Here is an 18,177-nt window from a genome sequence, read left to right on the forward strand (position 1 = left end):
CGGCCGTCGCCTCTGGACTTGATCTTTTGTGGGATCGGGGCGGCCGCAGCCGCCCCGCCCGAAGCGCTAGATTATTCTTCGCCGAAGTTGACGGTCAGCTTCACACCCACGGTGCGCGGACGGCTGATGCCGAAACCGTGCGCCGGGAACAGCCCGTCAGGCGAGCCTTCGCTGGTGCCATCGAAATACTTGGCGTTGAACACGTTTTCCATATAGGCCGTGACCGACCAGCCTTCGTTGCTGGTCCAGCCGAGGCGGGCTGCAACATCGGTCCACCCGCCATTAACACCCGACGGGGTGTTGTCGAGGCCGCCGTAGGTCTTGCTTTGCGTACGGAAGTCAACCGACCCTGTGATCTCGCCCGCGTCACCGATCGGCTGGTGATAGGCAAGCACGCCGGCAAGCGTCCATTTGGGCGAACCCGGCAGGCGCGAGCCATCAGGCCCGATCACCACTTCGGTGCCATCCGGATAGGTGTAAACCGCACCGGTCACTTCGTTGGTGTTGTAGGAGCCCGAAACGAACATATCGAGGTTTTCGCTCAGGATCGCCTGCACGGTGGCTTCCGCGCCCCATGCCTTCACCTTGCCCACGTTCACAATCTTGGTGCCTGCATCGAAGAAGTTCAGCTGCAGGTCCGTGTAGCGATAGTGATAGACGTTACCGTTGAGGCGGACGCGGCTGTCAAACAGGTCGCCCTTGAAGCCAACCTCATAGGAGGTCACCTGCTCGGGGTCGAACGAGTTCGGCGTAGCGCCCGGGGTTGCAACGAGATCGTCGTCAACACCATCCGGGAACTCGTCGGTCGGGTTCAGGTTCACAGCGAACGAGCCGAAGCCGCCCGATTTGTAGCCTTTGGTGAGGCTGGCATAGATCATCCAGTCCTCATTCGGGCGGTAACGGGCGATGAAGCGCGGCGTGAACTTGTCCCACGACTTGCTGTCATAGACGAAACCGTCGGTCGTCAGGCCGAACATCCAGTAGGGGCCGAGGCCGGTATCGACCGGCAGCACGTTGATGCCGAAGTTCTTCTTGTCCTTGGTGTAGCGGATGCCGGCACCGATATCGAACTTCTCGCTGAACTCGTAGGTCGCCTCGAAATAGGCACCCCAGCCCGAATATTCACCGTCGACCATGTTGGCTTCAACCTGGCCTTCGGGGTTATATTCATAGTCCTCGCCATAGTAATATTGCGACATTTCCTGACAGGTCATGCCGTAATAGACGCCGCAAAGGACATCTTCACCAAGGGCGTTGCGGAACAGAACGTCGAGCTTTTCCTTATAGTAGGAAACGCCGCCGTACCACGACAGCGGGCCTTCGGTCTGGCCTACAAGGCGCAGTTCCTGCTCGAAATAGTCGCCCGACTGGGTCTGGGCATAGTCGTTGTAGCGGAAGGGCGCGCCGTCGAAATCTTCGGCGTAATCATAGTCATGATCCTTGTAGCCGGTGATCGACTGCAGGCTTGCGAAGCCAAGGTCGAAATTGATGTGCGCCTCGAGCGAGAGAACATCGCCGATATCGTAGTTGCCAAGGCCTTCGTCGGCATCCACATCACGGATATCACCGCGCGGGGTGACCGGGCCTTCGAGCACTTCTTCAAGCGAGTCCAGGATACCGAAGGCATTGTTGGCGCGGTAAACCGAGCCGCTTTGCTCGCGGTCTTCATACTCGAGGATGAAGGTGCTGTCCCAGCTTTCGCCGCGCACGCCAACGCTCGCCCGGAAGGCATCCTTGTTGTGCCATACCTGCTTGCGGGCTTCGGGATCGAACTGGTTGTCGACATAGCCGTCTTCTTCGCTGTGGTAAGCGGCAAGACGCACAGCAACCTTGTCGTTGATGCCATAGTTGAAGGCAGCTTCGCCTTCAAGAATGCCACGCTGGCCAACACCCATTTCCATATAGCCGGACGTCTGGTCGTACTTCGGCTTGGTGGTATAGAGGCTGACAGCGCCCGAGATTGCGTTACGGCCGAACAGGAAGCCCTGCGGCCCGCGCAGGACCTCGGCACGTTCCATATCGAACATCGAGGTCACAACAACGCCGTTACGGCCCTGATAGAGGCCGTTCTTGAAGAAGCCGACCGACGGATCGCCGCCGACGCCGAAGTCGTTCGTCGAGATACCGCGGATGTTGATATAGTCGATGAAGCTGTCTTTGCTGTCGCCCGCGAAGCCCGGGGTGAATTTCACCAGGTCTTTCACGTCGTCAAGATTGACGCGCTTCTGGAAAGCCGCATCGAAGGCCGCAACGGCGAGCGGCACATCCTGCACCGATTCAGCACGTTTCTGGGCTTCAACGAGGATTTCCTCGATCACCATCCCGTTGTTGTCGCCGGATTCCTGGGCAAACGCCTGCCCTGCCCCGGCAAGCAGCGCCGCGAACGACGCACCGGTCGTCAGCCAAGGCCGCTTTTTCTTTGTCGTGACTGCCATTCTGTTTCTCCCTGACAATTCGATTTGCACATTTTTCCAGACTCAAACGCAATCGTGGTGGCCGTTCAAGGCACAAATGCCATGCGGACACCGTTTTTGGGCAAGGGGTTGTCAGACGGCAACACCTTGGGCCAGCAGTTCATTCCGCATCGCGGAAAGCTTGTCTTCATAGCGGCGCCAGCGACCGACCGAGCGCGTGTGGGCGGGCTCTCTCACCTGCGCCGCGCTCGCCGTCGTCACGGCGCCGTCGTTGTTGAAAAAGTCGAGGCAGGCGTCATCCCACGCAAGGCCGAGGGCCGCGATCAGGCGGCGGGTTTCGGCCTCCGTATCCGTCACCAGTTTTTCGTATTCGATCTCGATCAGGCGATCCCCGAGAAGGGCGCGCCAGTCCGTCATCAGTGACAGGTAGCGGGCATGGTGCCGCGCCATTTCCTGCTGATTGTAGGAATGCGGATAGGCTTCGGCGAAAAGCTGTTTGTAGCTTGCGAAGCAGCTATCCATCGGGTCGCGCCGCACATGCACGATCTTGGCGTTCGGCAAGGCGGCGGCGATAAGCGGCGCATACAGATAATTCACCGGCATCTTGTCGATGAAATGCGACTTTGAGCCACGCACCGGCTTCGTTGCCTCGATATAGGCATGCCCGACAAGGCTAGCATCCATCGCGGCTATCGCTTCCACCACCTCAGCGCTCATCGGCAACGGGGTTGAAAGGCCCGACAGGCGCTTCATGGACATGGCAAACTGTTGCAACTCACCCGCCGCCTCGACCTCGCCGTGTGCGGCAATGATCCGTTCCACCAGCGTGGTGCCGGTGCGCGGCTGGCCGACGATGAAGATCGGCGCATCTGCCGGTGTCTTGCCCTTCTGTGCCGCGAGCCATTCAGTGGTGAATGCAGATTTCAGCGCCGCAAACAGCTGTTCCTCGACGGCCTCGTCATAGTCCGTTGCTGCGCGTTTGGCAGCGGCACCGGCCTCGAAGGCTTCGAACGCGGCGTCCCAGTCCTCAAGGTCTTCCAGTTCCTTGCCGGTGGCATACAGGAGGAAGCTCTGGGACAGCGGCGTATAGCCGCGCGAGCCCAGATATTCAGCCATTTCCTCGATATGCTTGCGGTCCTTGGCCTTCGACATGCCAGCGATCATCCAGTGGGCGCGAGGCATATCGGGATGGGCCTTCAGGACGATATCGAGCGCCGCCCGTGCCTCGTCAAACCGGCCGAGGAACAGGAGCGCGTTGGCACGGTTGAAGGCAAACTGCGGATGGCCGGGCTCTTTCGCTGTCGCCTTGTCAAACCAGCGCAGCGCTTCAGCCTGATCGCCAAGCGCGCTGAAGACCCCGCCGATCGTATCCATCACGATAGGCATTGCGGGCGACAACGCCACAGCGCGTTCCAGCGCGGTTTCGGCATTTCCGTATTGGCCGAGCATGGCATAGAGCCGGGCAAGCTGCGCCCAGCCCGCCGCGTCGCCCTCATCAAGACCGACAACGGATTTGAAAGCCCTGACGGCGGTTGCCGTATCGCGGCTTTCGGATGCGATAAGGCCGACGAGGAAATGTGCCTCTTTCACGCGCGGGGCATGGGTCAGCACTTCACGCGCGGCGGCGCCGGCCTCTCCAAGCTTGCGCGATGCGAAGGCCTGATAACCGCGCTTCAACAGAGCGGCCAGCCGGGCCTTGTCGGGCTCGCCTGTCCTTACGATTGTCTCTGTCGCACCTGCGTTCATCATCCCCCCGGATATTCCCGCCTTAGAAAGCCCAGTCTCTGAAACGATACCATGCCATGCCGATTGCCTGCAGCGGATGCTTGAACATGCGCCCGCCGGGGAACGGCAAATGCTTCACCGAGGCCATGATGTCAAACCGTTTCGGGTCGCCCCCGATGGCCTCTGCAATAATCTTGGCCGACATATGCGTCGGCGCCACGCCGTGGCCCGAATAGGCCTGCGCGTACCAGATATTCTTGTCGAGCTTGCCAACCTGCGGAATGCGGTTAAGGCCGATCCCCAGATACCCGCCCCACGAATATTCAACACGGATGTCTTTGAGCTCCGGGAACACTTTTTCCATGGCCGGGCGGATCGATTTCTCAAGATCATGCGGATGCAGGCCGGAATAGTTGGCACGGCCCCCGAACAGGATGCGCCGGTCCGGGCTCATGCGGAAATAATCAAGCGCCCAGCGCTGGTCGCAAGCGGCAAAGCGCGCCGGCATCAGCTTTTTGGCAAGGTCTTCCGAAAGCTGTTCGGTCGCGAGGATATAACTGCCCGTCGGCAGGCAGCGCGCGGCGAGCGAGGGAACGAGTTCCCCCATATAGGCGTTGCCGGCGAGGATCACGTGATCGCAGACGACCTTGCCGCCTGTTGCTGTCACCACCGGCTTGTCACCGTATGCGACATGAGTGACCTCCGCGCCTTCAAAGATGCGCGCGCCATGCTTTTCGGCGGCCCGCGCCTCACCGCGCACAAGGTTCAAGGGGTGCACCTGCCCCCAGCCCATGTTGACCCGGCCACCGACATAACGGTCGGAGCCGATATAGTTCTTCACGTCAGCCGCACCCACCATGCGCTGCTCGTGCGGATAGCCATGGGCTTTCAGGACTTCCATCCCTTCCGCCAGCTCGTCCATCTCGCGCGGCTTCATGGCGGCATCGAAATAGCCCCATTCCAGATCGCAATCGATCTGATATCTGGCGACCCAATCCTTGATGATATCGACGCATTCGACGCCCATGTCGAACACCGCCTGTGCGTTCGCCTTGCCGAAGGTCTTTTCCATCATCGGTGCATCGGTCATTTCCTGACCATAGCCGCCGATGACCTGCCCGCCGTTGCGGCCCGAAGCACCCCAGCCGATCAGGTTCTGCTCCAGCAGCACCACGGACGCGCCGCGTTCCGCCAGATGAAGGGCCGCCGCCACACCGGTGAAACCGCCGCCGACAATGCAGACGTCGGCCTTCACCTCCCCTTCAAGACGCGCGAAAGGCGCCTCGTCCTTCAGGGTGGCGGTATAGTAGGAGGCCGGAAAACGGTCGCTATGTACTCGGTCGGTCAAACGCATATAAGTAACGGTCTTTCCTCAGACAATCCTCAGATAGTGGCGATAGTCAGCCGAGCTGACGGCCCGGTGGAAGGCCAGTTCCTCGGACCCGCGCACCTGCACATAAAGATCGACGAAATCCTCGCCGAGATATTCTTTCATCACGTCCGCCTCCATCAGGCGGTCAAGCGCGATGCGCCAGCGGTTCGGCAGGACGTTCTCGAACACAACAGCGTCGAATTCGCCGCGCTTCGGGCCGGGGTCCAGCTGGTGTTCGAGCCCGAAGTGAGCGCCCGCGAGGATCGCCGCCAGCATCAGGTAGGGGCACGCATCGGCGCCGCACACACGGTGCTCGAAGCGACGATCCTTGCCAGAGGCCATCGGCAGGCGCACCGAGAGAAGCCGGTTGTTCTCGCCCCAGTTCGGCACCACGGGCGCGAAGAAATCGGGGTCGAAACGGCGGTAGCTGTTGGCGTTCGGCGCGAACAGCGCCGTCGCCTCAGGCATGGTTTCCAGAAGCCCGCCAACGGCATGCTTCAGCCGGTCTTCGCCGCCCTTGCCTTCGAAGATATTGTTGCCGTCCTTGTCGAGGATCGAGACGTGGGCATGCATGCCGTTCCCGGCTTCGTCCACCAGCGGCTTGGCCATGAAGCTCGCCAGCAGACCATATTTGAAGGCAACACCCTTGATGATGCGCTTCAGCATCATGGCGTAATCGCACATGCGCATCGGATCATCGATATGCAGGAGATTGGCTTCAAACTGGCTGGAGCCATATTCGGTGACGATCCCGGTGATGGGCAGACCCTGCTCCTTGCAGACATCCTCCATCTCGTTGAGGATTTCCTCATAATCATAGAGGACGTCCATATTATAGATGTTGCCGCCCTCGGCCTTCGGGAAGTCGTTCAGCGGCGACATCGGCACCGGCGGCACCGTGCTTGTGGCCTCGAAAAGATAGAATTCAAACTCCAGCGCCACCACAGGCTTCAGGCCGGCAGCGCGGTAGCGGGCAAGCACCCGGTTCAGCACCGAGCGCGGATCCATGAAGAAGGGGCCGCTTTCCGAATCCATCATCGTCAGCATGATCTGGGCGGTCGGGTGTTTGGTCCAGGGAACCCGCACCAGCGAACCCGGCACCGGCATGCACACGCGGTCGGGGTCGGTGCCATACTCGTCGCTCACCGTATCGGCGGCGGCACCGTTGAAGGTGAGGAACGGCGTGGTGATCGGGAAAAGCGTGCCTTCCTTCGGCAGCTTCTTCAGCGCCTCGATTGGCAGCTGCTTGCCGCGGAAAAGGCCGTTCATATCCGGCAGCAACACCTCGATCACTTCCGTGTCGGGGTGGCGGGCGAGGAAGGCCTCGACCTCTTGCTCCAATGTAAGCTTCGCATCCTTCGGCATCGTCATATACTCTACGTTTGGCGCACAGGTGGGCTGGCACGAACGCCGGCCGGCATGCCAAGGGGCGGCAAGGACCGGCTGCCCGGAAAACGACCCTGAGATGGGTCACAATCGGTGCGGAATGGTGCAATGTGATCACAAGAAAGAGACTAAGTCAATGCCATCAGGATGCAGATTCGGCCAATAGCCGAGCTTCAGCAAGCATTGCGCGGGCTCCAATGCTCCCCGCAGTGCTTTCGTTGCGCATCCGATCCGTCTTGACGGAAACCATAATTTGTGATCACATTTTGTCGAGGCGCGACTCTGAGTCGCTTCCGCCAGTCAATGCTACCCCAAGCTACCTGGAATATAAATCATGACCAGAAAACCCATCGAGCATACGGGCTCCTACTATGCTGCCACGGCGAACCCCTCGCCCGTGCGCCCCTCCCTGCAAGGCGACATCACGGCTGACGTGTGCGTGGTCGGCGCCGGCTATTCAGGCATCGTCAGCGCCCTGACGCTTGCCGAGCTTGGCTACAAGGTCGTTGTCCTTGAGAATGCCAGGGTCGGTTGGGGCGCATCGGGGCGCAACGGCGGCCAGATCATCAACGGCTACAGCCGCGAAATCGAATATATCGAGGACCGCGTTGCCCCCTCACAAGCCCGCATGATGGCCGACCTCGCGCTCGAGGGCGGCAATGTGATCCGCGAGAATGTGGCCAAATACAATATCCACTGCGACCTGAAGCATGGCTCAGTACTTGCCGCCTATACGCAGAAACAGATCCGCCATCTGGATGAAACCATCAAGGCATGGGCCGAGCGCGGTCGTGGCGGGCTTGAGCTGCTGGACAAGGCCGGCATCCGCGAGCAGGTCGGCACCGATATCTATGCCGGCGGCTGGATCGACCATAACGGCGGCCATATCCATCCGCTGAATCTCTGCCTCGGCGAGGCGGCGGCGGCTGAAAGCCTTGGCACCGTTATCTACGAGCAAACCAATGTGACCCGCGTTGACCACAATGCGGAAAAGCCTGTCGTTTACTGTGAAAACGGCAGCGTGACCGCCAATTACGTGGTCCTCGCCGGTAACGCCTATCTTGGCAAGACGGTGCCGGAGCTGGCTCCGAAGGTGCTGCCGGCCTCCACCCAGATCATCGTCACCGAACCGCTTGGCGACCTTGCCGATGAATTGCTGCCCAATGGTTACTGCGTGGAGGACTGCAATTATGTCCTCGATTACTTCCGCCTGACGGCTGACAAACGGCTGCTCTTCGGTGGCGGCACGGTTTATGGCGGGCAGGATATTGCCGACGTCGAAAAGGCCCTTCGTCCCAACATGGAGAAAATCTTCCCCATGCTGAAAGACAAGAAGGTGGACTTCGGCTGGCAGGGCAATATCGCCCTCACCTGGATCCGCCTGCCCCATGTCGGCCGGCTCGGCAAATCCACTTTCTTCACCCAAGGCTATTCCGGCCACGGGGTGACAAGTTCACACATGATGGGCCGTGTTCTCGGACACGCCATTCATGGCCAGGCAACCGCCTTCGATGCCTTTGCGGGCATTCCGGCGCGCAGTTTCCCCGGTGGCCAGCTCCTCAGCGTTCCGCTGTCGACCATCGGCTGCTGGTACTATTCGATGCGAGACAAGCTAGGAATCTGACGCCCGGATGGCATAGACTTCTGATCCGGGCAATTCAGCCCGGTTCCAATGGGATAATGGGATGGGGCACAAGAACACACTGTGGGGCGTGAAGAAGGAACGGCTGTTCCAGGGTTTCAAATATCTGGTTTACAGCTTCATTCTGGTGAACTTCTTCTACTTCCTGCGGGAAGACTATCTGGCCTCGACCCACACCTACCGGGACGGCTTCAACTGGACACAGCTGGCTGAAGCCTTCTCGCAGTCGACCGACACCCTCGCCTGGTGGATCCTCCTGATGCTTTTCGAGCTTCAGACATGGACCCTGAATGACGAGAAGCTGGACCGGATAAAGGGCATGATCAGCGCTGTGGGCGCTGTTGCCTATGGCTTCATCATCATCGCGTTCCTTGGATACGTGGAACGCATGCTGATGACCTACGGTTTCTCGGCCTCCAGCTTCACCGATGCCTGCTCGGCTGTCGGTCAGGTCCTGTCGGTCGCGATGGATATGGATGACTATATCGACCTGACCGCCGCCAACTGCGCCTCGTTCGAAGGAACGCGCTGGTTTGTGAACGAAACGGTTGGCATGATGGCAAACGATGAGGTGCTGACCCGCATGCACCGGCTGTCGGCTACGGATGTCCTGAATGCAGGCGCGTGGCTTCTCATCGTTGTGGTGCTGGAAGTGGATGTCTGGCTGACGCTGAAACGCGAACTGACAGACTTTTTCTACCGCATCAATACCGCCGTGAAGATGGTCCTTTACGGCACCCTCATCGTCTGCTGCCTTTACTGGGCCGGCATGGGGGATCTGGTCGGCTTCTGGGATGCTTTCGTCTGGATTGTCGCCTTCTTCCTGATCGAACTGAACCTGTTCAAATGGCAGGAAGAGGAAGAGGCAGACATGGAACGTGAAGCCATGGAAGACGCGATCGCCAAGACCGGTGACAGTTTCTAGAAGCACTCGAGGACGAAAATGACATCGAAACCCGTCGTCGCCATCGTATGCGATACCTCGAAATCGGGGCCGCATATCTATCATTCGGTCGGCGACAAATATATCCAGGCGCTGCGCCGCTGCGCTGACGTCACGCCTGTACTGATCCCGTCGCTTGATGTGCCGGTGCCAGCGGAGGAGATTTTCTCCTTCGCAGACGGCCTGCTGGCCACTGGTGGCTACAGCAATATCCAGCGCCACTATTATGGCGATGCACCAGCCCCCGAGGGCGAGAATGAAGACCCGCACCGCGACAAGAACACCCTGCCCCTGATCCGGCAGGCGATTGCCATGGGCATCCCGATGCTCGGCATCTGCCGCGGCTTGCAGGAACTGAATGTCACGATGGGCGGCACGCTGTACCCGCGCCTCCATGAAATCGACGGTCGCTTCGACCACCGCGAGGACAAGGACGCCCCGGTCGATGTGCAATATGGCCCCGCCCACAGCGTGAGCGTACGCGAAGGCGGCCTGTTGCATACCATCACCGGCGCTGACGAATTCATGGTCAATACGGTGCATGGCCAGGGCATCCGTGATCTGGCGCCCGGCCTTGTTGTCGAGGCACTTGCCGATGATGACACGATCGAAGCCGTTTCCATCGAGAATGCCAAGGCATTTGCGCTGGCAGTCCAGTGGCATCCTGAGTGGAAAGCCTGGGAAAACGACCAGTCGACAAGAATTTTCCGCGCGTTCGGCGATGCCGTTCGCGCCCATAGCAAGTCCCGAGTGGGCAAATAACCTGAAGAGAAAGGACAGGGCCCGGCAACCGGGCACTGCAAAGGTGTTTCATGTACGACCCGAAGCGTATTGAAGAGCTGGACAACTGGCTCAAGAGCGAGGGCATCGACGATATCGAGTGCATGGTGGCGGATCTCGCCGGCATTGCACGGGGCAAGGCCATGCCGCGCACGAAGTTCATTGAAGGACTGAAAAAGCGAGACATGAAGATGCCGGAAACGCTCTTCGGCCTCACCATTCACGGCGACTATGCCCTCAATGATTATCTCAGGGAAACCGAGCAGGATGTGATCCTGCTGCCGGACCTTGAAACCATCTGCAAGACGCCTTGGCAGTCGGAACCGACCGCCGGGGTGATCTGCGATTGTGTCTATGAAAACGGTCAGGCCGTTGAGTTCTCGCCGCGCCAGATCCTGCGCCGCGTGCTGGATCTCTACCGCAACGAAGGCTGGCAGCCGATTGTGGCGCCGGAGTTCGAGTTTTACCTGATCGACCGGCAGGAAAATGTGGAATCGAACCCGATCCCGCCGCGGGGCCGTTCGGGCCAGCGCGACACGGGCTCGTCGCCTTTCTCCATCGACAGCCTCGATGAATTCCCGGCCTTCTTTGACGATATCTACGATGCCTGCGAAGCGCAGCGCGTGGAGATCGATACCCTGATCCATGAGGCCGGCCCGGCCCAGTATGAATTCAACGTGATCCACGGCGATCCGCTGAACGTAGCCGACCAGTCGTTCCTCTTTAAACGGATCGGGCGTCAGGTTGCCATTCGCCACAATATGTTCTGCACCTTCATGGCGCGCCCCTATCCCGACACGTTCGGTAGCGCCATGCATATCCACCAGTCGGTGCAGGATATCGAAACAGGGCTCAATATCTTCGCCAGTGCCGACGATACCGACAGCGAACTGTTCCACGCGCATATCGCGGGAATGCAGAAATATCTGCCTGCCGCCATGCCCTTCATCGCGCCCTATGTGAACAGCTACCGCCGCTTCGGCACCGGTCTTTCGGCACCGACGAACACGCATTGGAGCCGTGAGAACCGCTCGGTCGGCCTGCGCGTGCCCTCAGGCCCGCGTGAAGCCCGCCGGGTGGAGAACCGCATTGCAGGCTCCGATGTGAACCCCTATCTCGCCATCGCCGCCTCGCTCGCTTGCGGCTACCTTGGCATGAAGGAAGGCCTGTCGCCCTCGCCGGAGTTCAAAGGCTCGGCTTACGAAGCCCGCGGTCGTGCATTACCGGAACATTATCTTGAAGGCCTGCATAACCTTCGTGATTGCAAGCCGCTCGCCAAGGTGCTGGGTGAAGCCTTCGTGAATACCTATATTCAGGCGAAGGAAATGGAATACGAAAGCTTCGGCACTGTGCTTTCCCCGTGGGAAAACAAGTATCTGCTGCTTTCGGTATGAGGTGCGTGGAGCAGGCAAGTGCTTGCGCCACATCACAAAATACCCCACCCTGTGCGAGACAGGACAAGCTTTGACCGGCGTGGAGCATGAATGACGTGACCGAAAAGGCCACACTGCGGTTCGATCAACTGACCCGTGAAGACGGGGAAACCGCCCAGGAGTGGGTGTACCGGGCACTCCGTTTTGCCGTGATGGCGGGTCAGGTGTGGCCTGGCCTCGCCCTGACGATCCGGGGCGTGGCCACACTTCTGGGTGTCAGCCCCATGCCCGTGCGCGAAGCGCTCAGGCGGCTGACGTCCGAAGGCGCGCTGGAACTGAAATCCAACCGCCGGATCGAAGTGCCAACCATGACACCGGCACGGCTCGCCGAGCTTCTGGAACTGAGGATCGTTCTTGAGACCCACGCCGCCGTCCGCGCTCTTCCTTATGTGGATGAAGCCCGCCTTGCCGAGCTCAAGCGGCTGGACCATGAGCAGGATCTGGCATTCGAGCATTATGACGCCGAAGCCATCATCCTTGGCAACCTGCGTTTCCACCGCATGCTTTATACTGCGCACCCCCACCCGGTGACGATGCCCATGATCGAGCGCGTTTGGCTGCAGATGGGCCCGTTGCACCGGTTGGCGCTCGCACATCTGGAGCGCACCTATGTCGTCGACAGGCATGTCGAGATCATGCAGGCCATCGAAGAACGCAATCCCTTCGGGCTCAAATTCGCGCTCGAGGCGGACATCCGCGAAGGTGCGGGCTATGTGACGCAGACCGAGCTTCTGGAACAGTATGCACGCGGCGAAGCCCCGCTCAACCTGCCGCAGCAGGATTTCATCCGCACCCTTGGCCGGCACTGAAACACGACCAGATCACCCGTTCCGGTTTAGGTTTGTTTCAAGCGACTGCGAATGCTATAGTTATGATTGTGTGAAGATTTTTCCAACGCTTCATGGTTGCAGGGGGTCCGATGGACAATGCCGGAAACCTGTTGCATTTTGCCCTTCTGCCCCTCCTTCTGAGCGGCATTCTTCCAGCGTACCTGATTGTCAAGCATCGCCGGCACGGCAGCAATGATCCGGGCTTCCCTTGGCTTGTGACCGGCAGCCTGCTCCTCTGCCTGTATGCCCTGCTGCACTATCTGCACGAAACCGGATTGGTGCCGCACACCCATACCCTGCCCGTCGGCATCACGATCGAGAACGACGATATTGCGATCACTGTGGCTGTCCTTGCCAGCCTCGGCTTCCTGCGCGGCTTTGCCGTATGGCTGCCGGCAGTCCAGTCGCTGAGCGAGGAAATCGCCTACCGCCAGATGGTGGAGGACGAACTGCAAGCGCTGACGATGGAGCTTTCAGACACCGCCGTCCGCGCCGAAGAAGCCATGCAGTCGAAAGCCGAATTTCTCTCGGCCATGAGCCATGAGGTACGCACCCCGCTCAATGCCGTCATCGGCTACGCCCAGATGCTGCAGCAAGGCTATTTCGGGCAAATTGAGGGGACCAAGAACCGCGAATATGTCAGCCTTATCATCGAAGGCGCCACCCAGCTTCTGGGCACCCTTACCGACATCCTTGAACTGTCGAAGCTTGAATCAGGCCGGTTTGAACCCCGCAATGAAGAAGTCGACATGGTGAAGCTGGTGGAAAGCAGTGTCGCGTTCCTGCATCCGATGCTGAACGAGAGCGAGCATTATCTGAGCCTGCAGCTCGAAGACGGCTCGCTATGGACCGATCCGCGCCTCTTGCGCCTGATCCTCATCCATCTTGTCTCAAACGCCGCCAAATTCACGCCGCGCGGCGGGCGCCTGCTTTTGGAGGGACATCCGACCAACGATAGCTACCTGATCCGTATCACGGATACGGGCATTGGCATGACATCTGAAGAAATGGCCCGCGCACTGGAGCCCTTCACGCAGCTGCAGATGCAATATGCGCGGGGCTACAAGGGGGCCGGGCTGGGCTTGCCGCTCGTGCAGCGCTACGCCCGTATCCTCGGGGCCGAATTCACTTTGCAGTCGCGCAAGGGCGTGGGAACAGTCGCGCAAATCGAGGTTCCTTTCACTGCCCAGTCAAAGCGGGCTGCCTGAGGAACGCCCAACAAAAAAGCCCGCCGGAAAGGCAGGCTTTTTGAGTGGTGATCCCTACGGGACTCGAACCCGTGTTTTCGCCGTGAAAGGGCGACGTCCTAGACCGCTAGACGAAGGGACCGTCTATATTTCGCGCGCATCTGCAAGTGGTGATCCCTACGGGACTCGAACCCGTGTTTTCGCCGTGAAAGGGCGACGTCCTAGACCGCTAGACGAAGGGACCACGATCATTTGCTGTGACGCGGGGGCCTAGATACTCACCCCACTCTGATCGGTCAACATCTTTTTAAAAAATTCAGTGCGCGCCGCCGGAGGCCTCGGCGATTGCCACGTCGTCCAGCATGATTTCCGCCTTGGCCGTGCCGGACCAGGTATCGATTTTCAGCTTGCCGGCGATATGGAATTGGCGGCCGACACCGGTGAGGATCAATTGCCCCATCGGCTCGTCCGCCACGCGGAAGGCCATCGCCTTGATCGAGCCGCCATCGCGCCCCTTGAAGATGGCCCGGACGTGCGTCTCGCCCACCCGGTCGGCCTTCACAAGCGCCACAGGGCCAATGGCGAAGCGCGGTGCCGGATTACCGGTCCCGAAGGGGCCGACGGCCTCGATCCGCTCGATCAGTTCTGGCGTGGCGCCCGATAGCGCCACGACGCCATCGATCTTCAGCGCCTTCGCTGCCTCAGCGGCTGTCACATGCGGGCGCAGGAGGCCCGTCAGGAAGCCCTGCAGCTCATCCAGCCGTTGCGGCGCCACGCTGAGGCCTGCGGCCATCGCATGGCCGCCGCCTTTGAGGATGATGCCAGCCTGTGCGGCCTCGATCACCGCAGCCCCAAGGTCCACACCGGGGATGGAACGCCCCGATCCTTTTGCCTCACCCGCCTCCACTGCGAATACAAGCGCAGGGACGCCGTAGCGGTCCTTCAGGCGGCTGGCGACGATGCCGATGACCCCGGCGTGCCAGCCCTCGCCCGCAGCGAATACAAGCCCGTCTGGTGTGCCGCCAGCGCCCAGAAGGCCTTCCACCTGATCGATGGCGGCTTCCAGTACCTCGGCCTCGATGGCGCGGCGTTCTTCGTTATAACGGTCCAGTTCCTCGGCGATACGGCGCGCTTCCACCGGGTCATCTGTGGTCAGGAGACGGGCACCAAGCGAGGATTGCCCTACCCGGCCGCCCGCATTCACACGGGGGCCAAGGATGAAGCCGGCGTGATAGGTACCGGGTGCTTCGGACACGCGCCCGACATCGGCAAGGGCCGCAAGCCCCGCCGTGCGGCGCTGTGCCATCACCTTCAGTCCCTGCGCCACCAGCGCGCGGTTCACACCGGTCAGCGGCACCACGTCACACACGGTGCCCAGCGCCACGATATCAAGAAGCGCCATCAGGTCGGGCTCCCGCCCGCCGCTGGCAAAATATCCACCGGCCCTGAGCGCACGATTGAGCGCGACGACAAGCATGAAGGTAACGCCAACCGCCGCCAGCTGGCCAAGGCCGCTGTCATCGTCCAGCCGGTTCGGGTTCACCACCGCCACCGCTTCGGGCAAGGTCGGCTCTGCCTTGTGGTGATCCACCACAATGACCTCAAGCCCCAGCCGTTTCGCGTGGGCGAGCGGTTCGTAGCTGAGCGTGCCGCAATCAACCGTGATGACAAGATCGATGCCCTCGCGCCGCAGCGTTTCCATCGCTGGTGCATTGGGGCCGTAGCCTTCGCTCATCCGGTCCGGAATATAGATGCGAAGCGGGACACCGATGGTCGCCAGATAGCGATGCAGGAGCGCCGAGGATGTTGCCCCGTCCACATCATAGTCGCCGAACACGGCGATGCGCTCGCCAGCCTGAATAGCACGCGCAAGCCGCGCTACCGCCTTGTCCATATCCATGATGGTGGAGGGGTCTGGCAGGCTGTCACGAAGCGACGGATTGAGAAAGCTTTCAACTTCGTCCGGGTCCACACCGCGCCCGGCAAGCATTTCGCCAACCACGAGCGGCAAGCTGTGGCGTTCGGCGATCATGGCGCCCATGCGCTTCGATGCACTGCGGGCGATCCAGGCCCGGCCAGAAATGGACTGGCGGACGCCGAGGACAGCGTCCGCCATGTCAATCGATTGGGAAGTCTGGCTCACGCCCTGCCCCTCCGCCGCACTCACGCGACGTGTTGTGCCTTCACACGGCGCACCGTTTTGCTCTTCGAGCGCATCACGATCGTTTCCGTGGTGATGTAGCCATCCACCGAACGGTGCACGCCTTCGAGGAGCGAACCGTCGGTCACGCCGGTCGCGGCGAAGATCACATCGCCCGAGGCCATGTCTTCCATATTATATTTGCGGTCGAGGTCGGTGATGCCCCATTTGCGGGCACGGGCGCGCTCGTCGTCGTTGCGGAACAGGAGCCGGCCTTGCATCTGGCCGCCGATGCAGCGCAGGGCTGCGGCCGCCAGCACGCCTTCAGGCGCACCGCCTGCCCCCATATACATGTCCACACCACCCGAGCGATCGGTGGTGTTGATCACGCCTGCCACGTCGCCGTCGCCAATCAGCTTCACGCCGCAGCCGATCTCGCGCAGTTCCTTAATGAGCTGGCTGTGGCGCGGACGATCCAGCACGCAGACCATCATCTCGGTGACTTTCTTGCCGCGCGCTTCAGCAACTGCCGTCACATTCTCGGAAACCGACTTGTCGAGGTCGATGATGCCTTCAGGCAGCCCGCCCCCCACTGCGATCTTGTCCATATAGACGTCCGGCGCATTCAGGAGACCGCCTTCTTCTGCAACCGCAATCACGGCCAGCGCATTCTGCTGTGCACGGGCGCAGATGGTGGTGCCTTCCAGCGGATCAAGCGCGATATCAACGCGCGGGCCGCCGGTGCCGACCTTTTCACCGATATAGAGCATCGGCGCTTCGTCGCGCTCGCCCTCACCAATCACGATAACGCCGTCCAGCGGCATTTCATTTAGGACGGTGCGCATGGCCTCAACCGCCGCGGCGTCTGCCGCTTTCTCGTCGCCCCGGCCATTGAGGGCACTGGCGGCGATGGCAGCGGCTTCGGTGACACGCACCATTTCAAGGACGAGCGTACGGCTGAGGTCTTTAGACATTGGGGTTCCCCTACATTGGTTCTATGGTCGAGGTATGGTTCAGACTTCCTCGATCCGGAGCATTGTCGGGCTCTCTAGCACACAATCCAGACCAGTGAAACGCTTGAGTGTCGCCTTGATGGCCGCTTCATTGGTCTTATGGGTGGTAAGCACCACATAGACCCCGCCACCAGCGGCCTGGCCGCGCTGCAAGAGGCTCTGGATCGAAACACCTTCGCGGCCAAGGGCTGCGGTAATATCAGCCATCACACCGGGCCGGTCCTCGACCCGCAAGCGGATATAATAGGTGCCCTCGTGCGCGTCCGCCGGGATCGCCTTTGCGGTTTTCAGACTACCTGCCGGAATACCGAAGGTCGGACCGCCGCAGCCGCGCGCCACGTCCACAAGGTCGGCAACCACGGCAGAGGCCGTCGGGCCTTCGCCGGCACCGGCGCCTTCATAAACCGTGCGGCCAACGAAATCGGCATGCACGACAACGGCGTTGGTGCCACCCATAACCTGCGCGAGCGGCGCCGCAAGGGGCACAAGTGCGGGGTAAACGCGGGTCTCAACCCCCGCTTCCATCTGGCGCGCAACGCCCAGAAGCTTGATCCGGAAGCCAAGCTCGGCCGCATAATCGATATCAACCGGCGCAATCGTGCGGATACCTTCGATGGCGAGATTGCCCATATCGGGCTCGGTGCCGAAGGCGAGCGAGGCGAGGATCGCCGTTTTATGCGCCGTATCGATGCCATCGATATCGAAGCTCGGGTCTGCTTCGGCGTAACCGATGCGCTGCGCATCCGCCAGCACCTCACCAAAGGGCAGCCCTTCGCGCTCCATCCGTGTCAGGATATAGTTGCAGGTACCATTGAGGATGCCATGCACACCGGTGATGGCGTTGGCGGCAAGGCCTTCGCGCAGCGACTTGATGATCGGGATGCCGCCCGCCACCGCCGCCTCGAACCGCAGCGACGCGCCTTTTTCCTCCGCAAGCGTGGCCAGCTCCTTGCCGTGATGCGCGATCAGCGCCTTGTTGGCGGTGACGAAGCTCTTGCCGCGTTTCAGCGTTTCGCGTGCCAGCGCCAGCGCCGGGCCGTCCGAGCCGCCGATCAGTTCCACAACAACATCCACATCGTCGCGCGCGGCGAGATCAACCGGATTGTCGCACCATGCAAGCGCGGAAAGGTCCACGCCGCGATCCCTGTTCCGGTCGCGTGCCGACACCGCAACAAGCTCCAGCCGGGCGCCACCGCGCGCGGCGAGCAGGTCGCCATGGGCGGCGAGGATCTTGACGACCCCGACGCCCACCGTGCCAAGGCCCGCGACCCCGATCTTTATAGGTTTATCTTTTTCTTTCATGATAATAGTC

Annotated in this window: 13 protein-coding genes and 2 tRNA genes; 6 read left to right on the forward strand and 9 right to left on the reverse strand. The window is 60.7% G+C overall.

The features are described from left to right. Positions 1 to 71: 71 nt before the first annotated feature. The 4 genes from PH603_RS11155 to PH603_RS11170 form a co-directional block, all read right to left on the reverse strand. Complete coding sequence (locus PH603_RS11155) at positions 72 to 2,435, reverse strand: TonB-dependent receptor (protein ID WP_289502610.1); 2,364 nt, start codon at positions 2,433 to 2,435, stop codon at positions 72 to 74. 111 nt (positions 2,436 to 2,546) lie between these two features. Then, positions 2,547 to 4,163 (reverse strand): tetratricopeptide repeat-containing sulfotransferase family protein, encoded by a 1,617-nt coding sequence (locus PH603_RS11160; RefSeq protein ID WP_289502611.1) that lies wholly within the window; start codon positions 4,161 to 4,163, stop codon positions 2,547 to 2,549. Positions 4,164 to 4,182: 19 nt separating this feature from the next. Continuing rightward, complete coding sequence (locus tag PH603_RS11165; RefSeq protein WP_289502612.1) at positions 4,183 to 5,493, reverse strand: NAD(P)/FAD-dependent oxidoreductase; 1,311 nt, start codon at positions 5,491 to 5,493, stop codon at positions 4,183 to 4,185. Positions 5,494 to 5,511: 18 nt separating this feature from the next. Continuing rightward, the gene (locus PH603_RS11170; RefSeq protein WP_289502613.1) at positions 5,512 to 6,882 is read right to left on the reverse strand and encodes a glutamine synthetase family protein; all 1,371 of its coding nucleotides are present in this window, start codon (positions 6,880 to 6,882) and stop codon (positions 5,512 to 5,514) included. A gap of 349 nt (positions 6,883 to 7,231) precedes the next feature. Between PH603_RS11170 and PH603_RS11175 the strand changes: the two genes are divergently transcribed. The 6 genes from PH603_RS11175 to PH603_RS11200 all read left to right on the forward strand — a co-directional run bounded on the left by PH603_RS11175 (position 7,232) and on the right by PH603_RS11200 (position 13,733). Continuing rightward, positions 7,232 to 8,521 (forward strand): NAD(P)/FAD-dependent oxidoreductase, encoded by a 1,290-nt coding sequence (locus tag PH603_RS11175; RefSeq protein ID WP_289502614.1) that lies wholly within the window; start codon positions 7,232 to 7,234, stop codon positions 8,519 to 8,521. A 61-nt stretch (positions 8,522 to 8,582) separates the two neighbouring features. Beyond that, positions 8,583 to 9,464: a hypothetical protein gene (locus PH603_RS11180; RefSeq protein ID WP_289502615.1), complete on the forward strand. Its 882-nt coding sequence runs from the start codon at positions 8,583 to 8,585 to the stop codon at positions 9,462 to 9,464. 18 nt (positions 9,465 to 9,482) lie between these two features. Further along, a complete protein-coding gene (locus tag PH603_RS11185; RefSeq protein WP_289502616.1) occupies positions 9,483 to 10,244 on the forward strand; it encodes a gamma-glutamyl-gamma-aminobutyrate hydrolase family protein in 762 nt (253 codons plus the stop codon). A 50-nt stretch (positions 10,245 to 10,294) separates the two neighbouring features. Then, complete coding sequence (locus tag PH603_RS11190; RefSeq protein ID WP_289502617.1) at positions 10,295 to 11,656, forward strand: glutamine synthetase family protein; 1,362 nt, start codon at positions 10,295 to 10,297, stop codon at positions 11,654 to 11,656. Positions 11,657 to 11,742: 86 nt separating this feature from the next. Further along, the gene (locus PH603_RS11195; RefSeq protein WP_289502618.1) at positions 11,743 to 12,504 is read left to right on the forward strand and encodes a GntR family transcriptional regulator; all 762 of its coding nucleotides are present in this window, start codon (positions 11,743 to 11,745) and stop codon (positions 12,502 to 12,504) included. Positions 12,505 to 12,614: 110 nt separating this feature from the next. After that, a complete protein-coding gene (locus tag PH603_RS11200) occupies positions 12,615 to 13,733 on the forward strand; it encodes a sensor histidine kinase (protein WP_289502619.1) in 1,119 nt (372 codons plus the stop codon). A 45-nt stretch (positions 13,734 to 13,778) separates the two neighbouring features. Here the strand turns inward: PH603_RS11200 and PH603_RS11205 are convergent. The 5 genes from PH603_RS11205 to PH603_RS11225 all read right to left on the reverse strand — a co-directional run bounded on the left by PH603_RS11205 (position 13,779) and on the right by PH603_RS11225 (position 18,167). After that, positions 13,779 to 13,854 (reverse strand) — tRNA-Glu (locus PH603_RS11205). 26 nt (positions 13,855 to 13,880) lie between these two features. Continuing rightward, positions 13,881 to 13,956 (reverse strand) — tRNA-Glu (locus PH603_RS11210). 72 nt (positions 13,957 to 14,028) lie between these two features. Beyond that, positions 14,029 to 15,855 (reverse strand): single-stranded-DNA-specific exonuclease RecJ, encoded by a 1,827-nt coding sequence (recJ, locus tag PH603_RS11215; RefSeq protein WP_289502620.1) that lies wholly within the window; start codon positions 15,853 to 15,855, stop codon positions 14,029 to 14,031. Positions 15,856 to 15,875: 20 nt separating this feature from the next. Beyond that, positions 15,876 to 16,826, reverse strand: coding sequence for a class II fructose-bisphosphatase (gene glpX, locus PH603_RS11220; protein ID WP_289502621.1), 951 nt, complete (start codon positions 16,824 to 16,826; stop codon positions 15,876 to 15,878). A 39-nt stretch (positions 16,827 to 16,865) separates the two neighbouring features. Continuing rightward, the gene (locus PH603_RS11225; RefSeq protein WP_289502622.1) at positions 16,866 to 18,167 is read right to left on the reverse strand and encodes a homoserine dehydrogenase; all 1,302 of its coding nucleotides are present in this window, start codon (positions 18,165 to 18,167) and stop codon (positions 16,866 to 16,868) included. Positions 18,168 to 18,177: the final 10 nt, after the last annotated feature.

The sequence above is a fragment of the Gimibacter soli genome, from assembly GCF_028463845.1.
In the GTDB taxonomy this organism is placed as follows: Bacteria; Pseudomonadota; Alphaproteobacteria; order Sphingomonadales; family Kordiimonadaceae; genus Gimibacter; species Gimibacter soli.

Excerpts from the sequence above, each read along its gene's own strand:
- PH603_RS11155 (WP_289502610.1), bottom strand. The coding sequence starts at position 2,435 with ATGGCAGTCACGACAAAGAAAAAGCGGCCTTGGCTGACGACCGGTGCG.
- PH603_RS11160 (WP_289502611.1), bottom strand. The coding sequence starts at position 4,163 with ATGATGAACGCAGGTGCGACAGAGACAATCGTAAGGACAGGCGAGCCC.
- PH603_RS11165 (WP_289502612.1), bottom strand. The coding sequence starts at position 5,493 with ATGCGTTTGACCGACCGAGTACATAGCGACCGTTTTCCGGCCTCCTAC.
- PH603_RS11170 (WP_289502613.1), bottom strand. The coding sequence starts at position 6,882 with ATGACGATGCCGAAGGATGCGAAGCTTACATTGGAGCAAGAGGTCGAG.
- PH603_RS11175 (WP_289502614.1), top strand. The coding sequence starts at position 7,232 with ATGACCAGAAAACCCATCGAGCATACGGGCTCCTACTATGCTGCCACG.
- PH603_RS11180 (WP_289502615.1), top strand. The coding sequence starts at position 8,583 with ATGGGGCACAAGAACACACTGTGGGGCGTGAAGAAGGAACGGCTGTTC.
- PH603_RS11185 (WP_289502616.1), top strand. The coding sequence starts at position 9,483 with ATGACATCGAAACCCGTCGTCGCCATCGTATGCGATACCTCGAAATCG.
- PH603_RS11190 (WP_289502617.1), top strand. The coding sequence starts at position 10,295 with ATGTACGACCCGAAGCGTATTGAAGAGCTGGACAACTGGCTCAAGAGC.
- PH603_RS11195 (WP_289502618.1), top strand. The coding sequence starts at position 11,743 with ATGAATGACGTGACCGAAAAGGCCACACTGCGGTTCGATCAACTGACC.
- PH603_RS11200 (WP_289502619.1), top strand. The coding sequence starts at position 12,615 with ATGGACAATGCCGGAAACCTGTTGCATTTTGCCCTTCTGCCCCTCCTT.
- glpX (WP_289502621.1), bottom strand. The coding sequence starts at position 16,826 with ATGTCTAAAGACCTCAGCCGTACGCTCGTCCTTGAAATGGTGCGTGTC.
- PH603_RS11225 (WP_289502622.1), bottom strand. The coding sequence starts at position 18,167 with ATGAAAGAAAAAGATAAACCTATAAAGATCGGGGTCGCGGGCCTTGGC.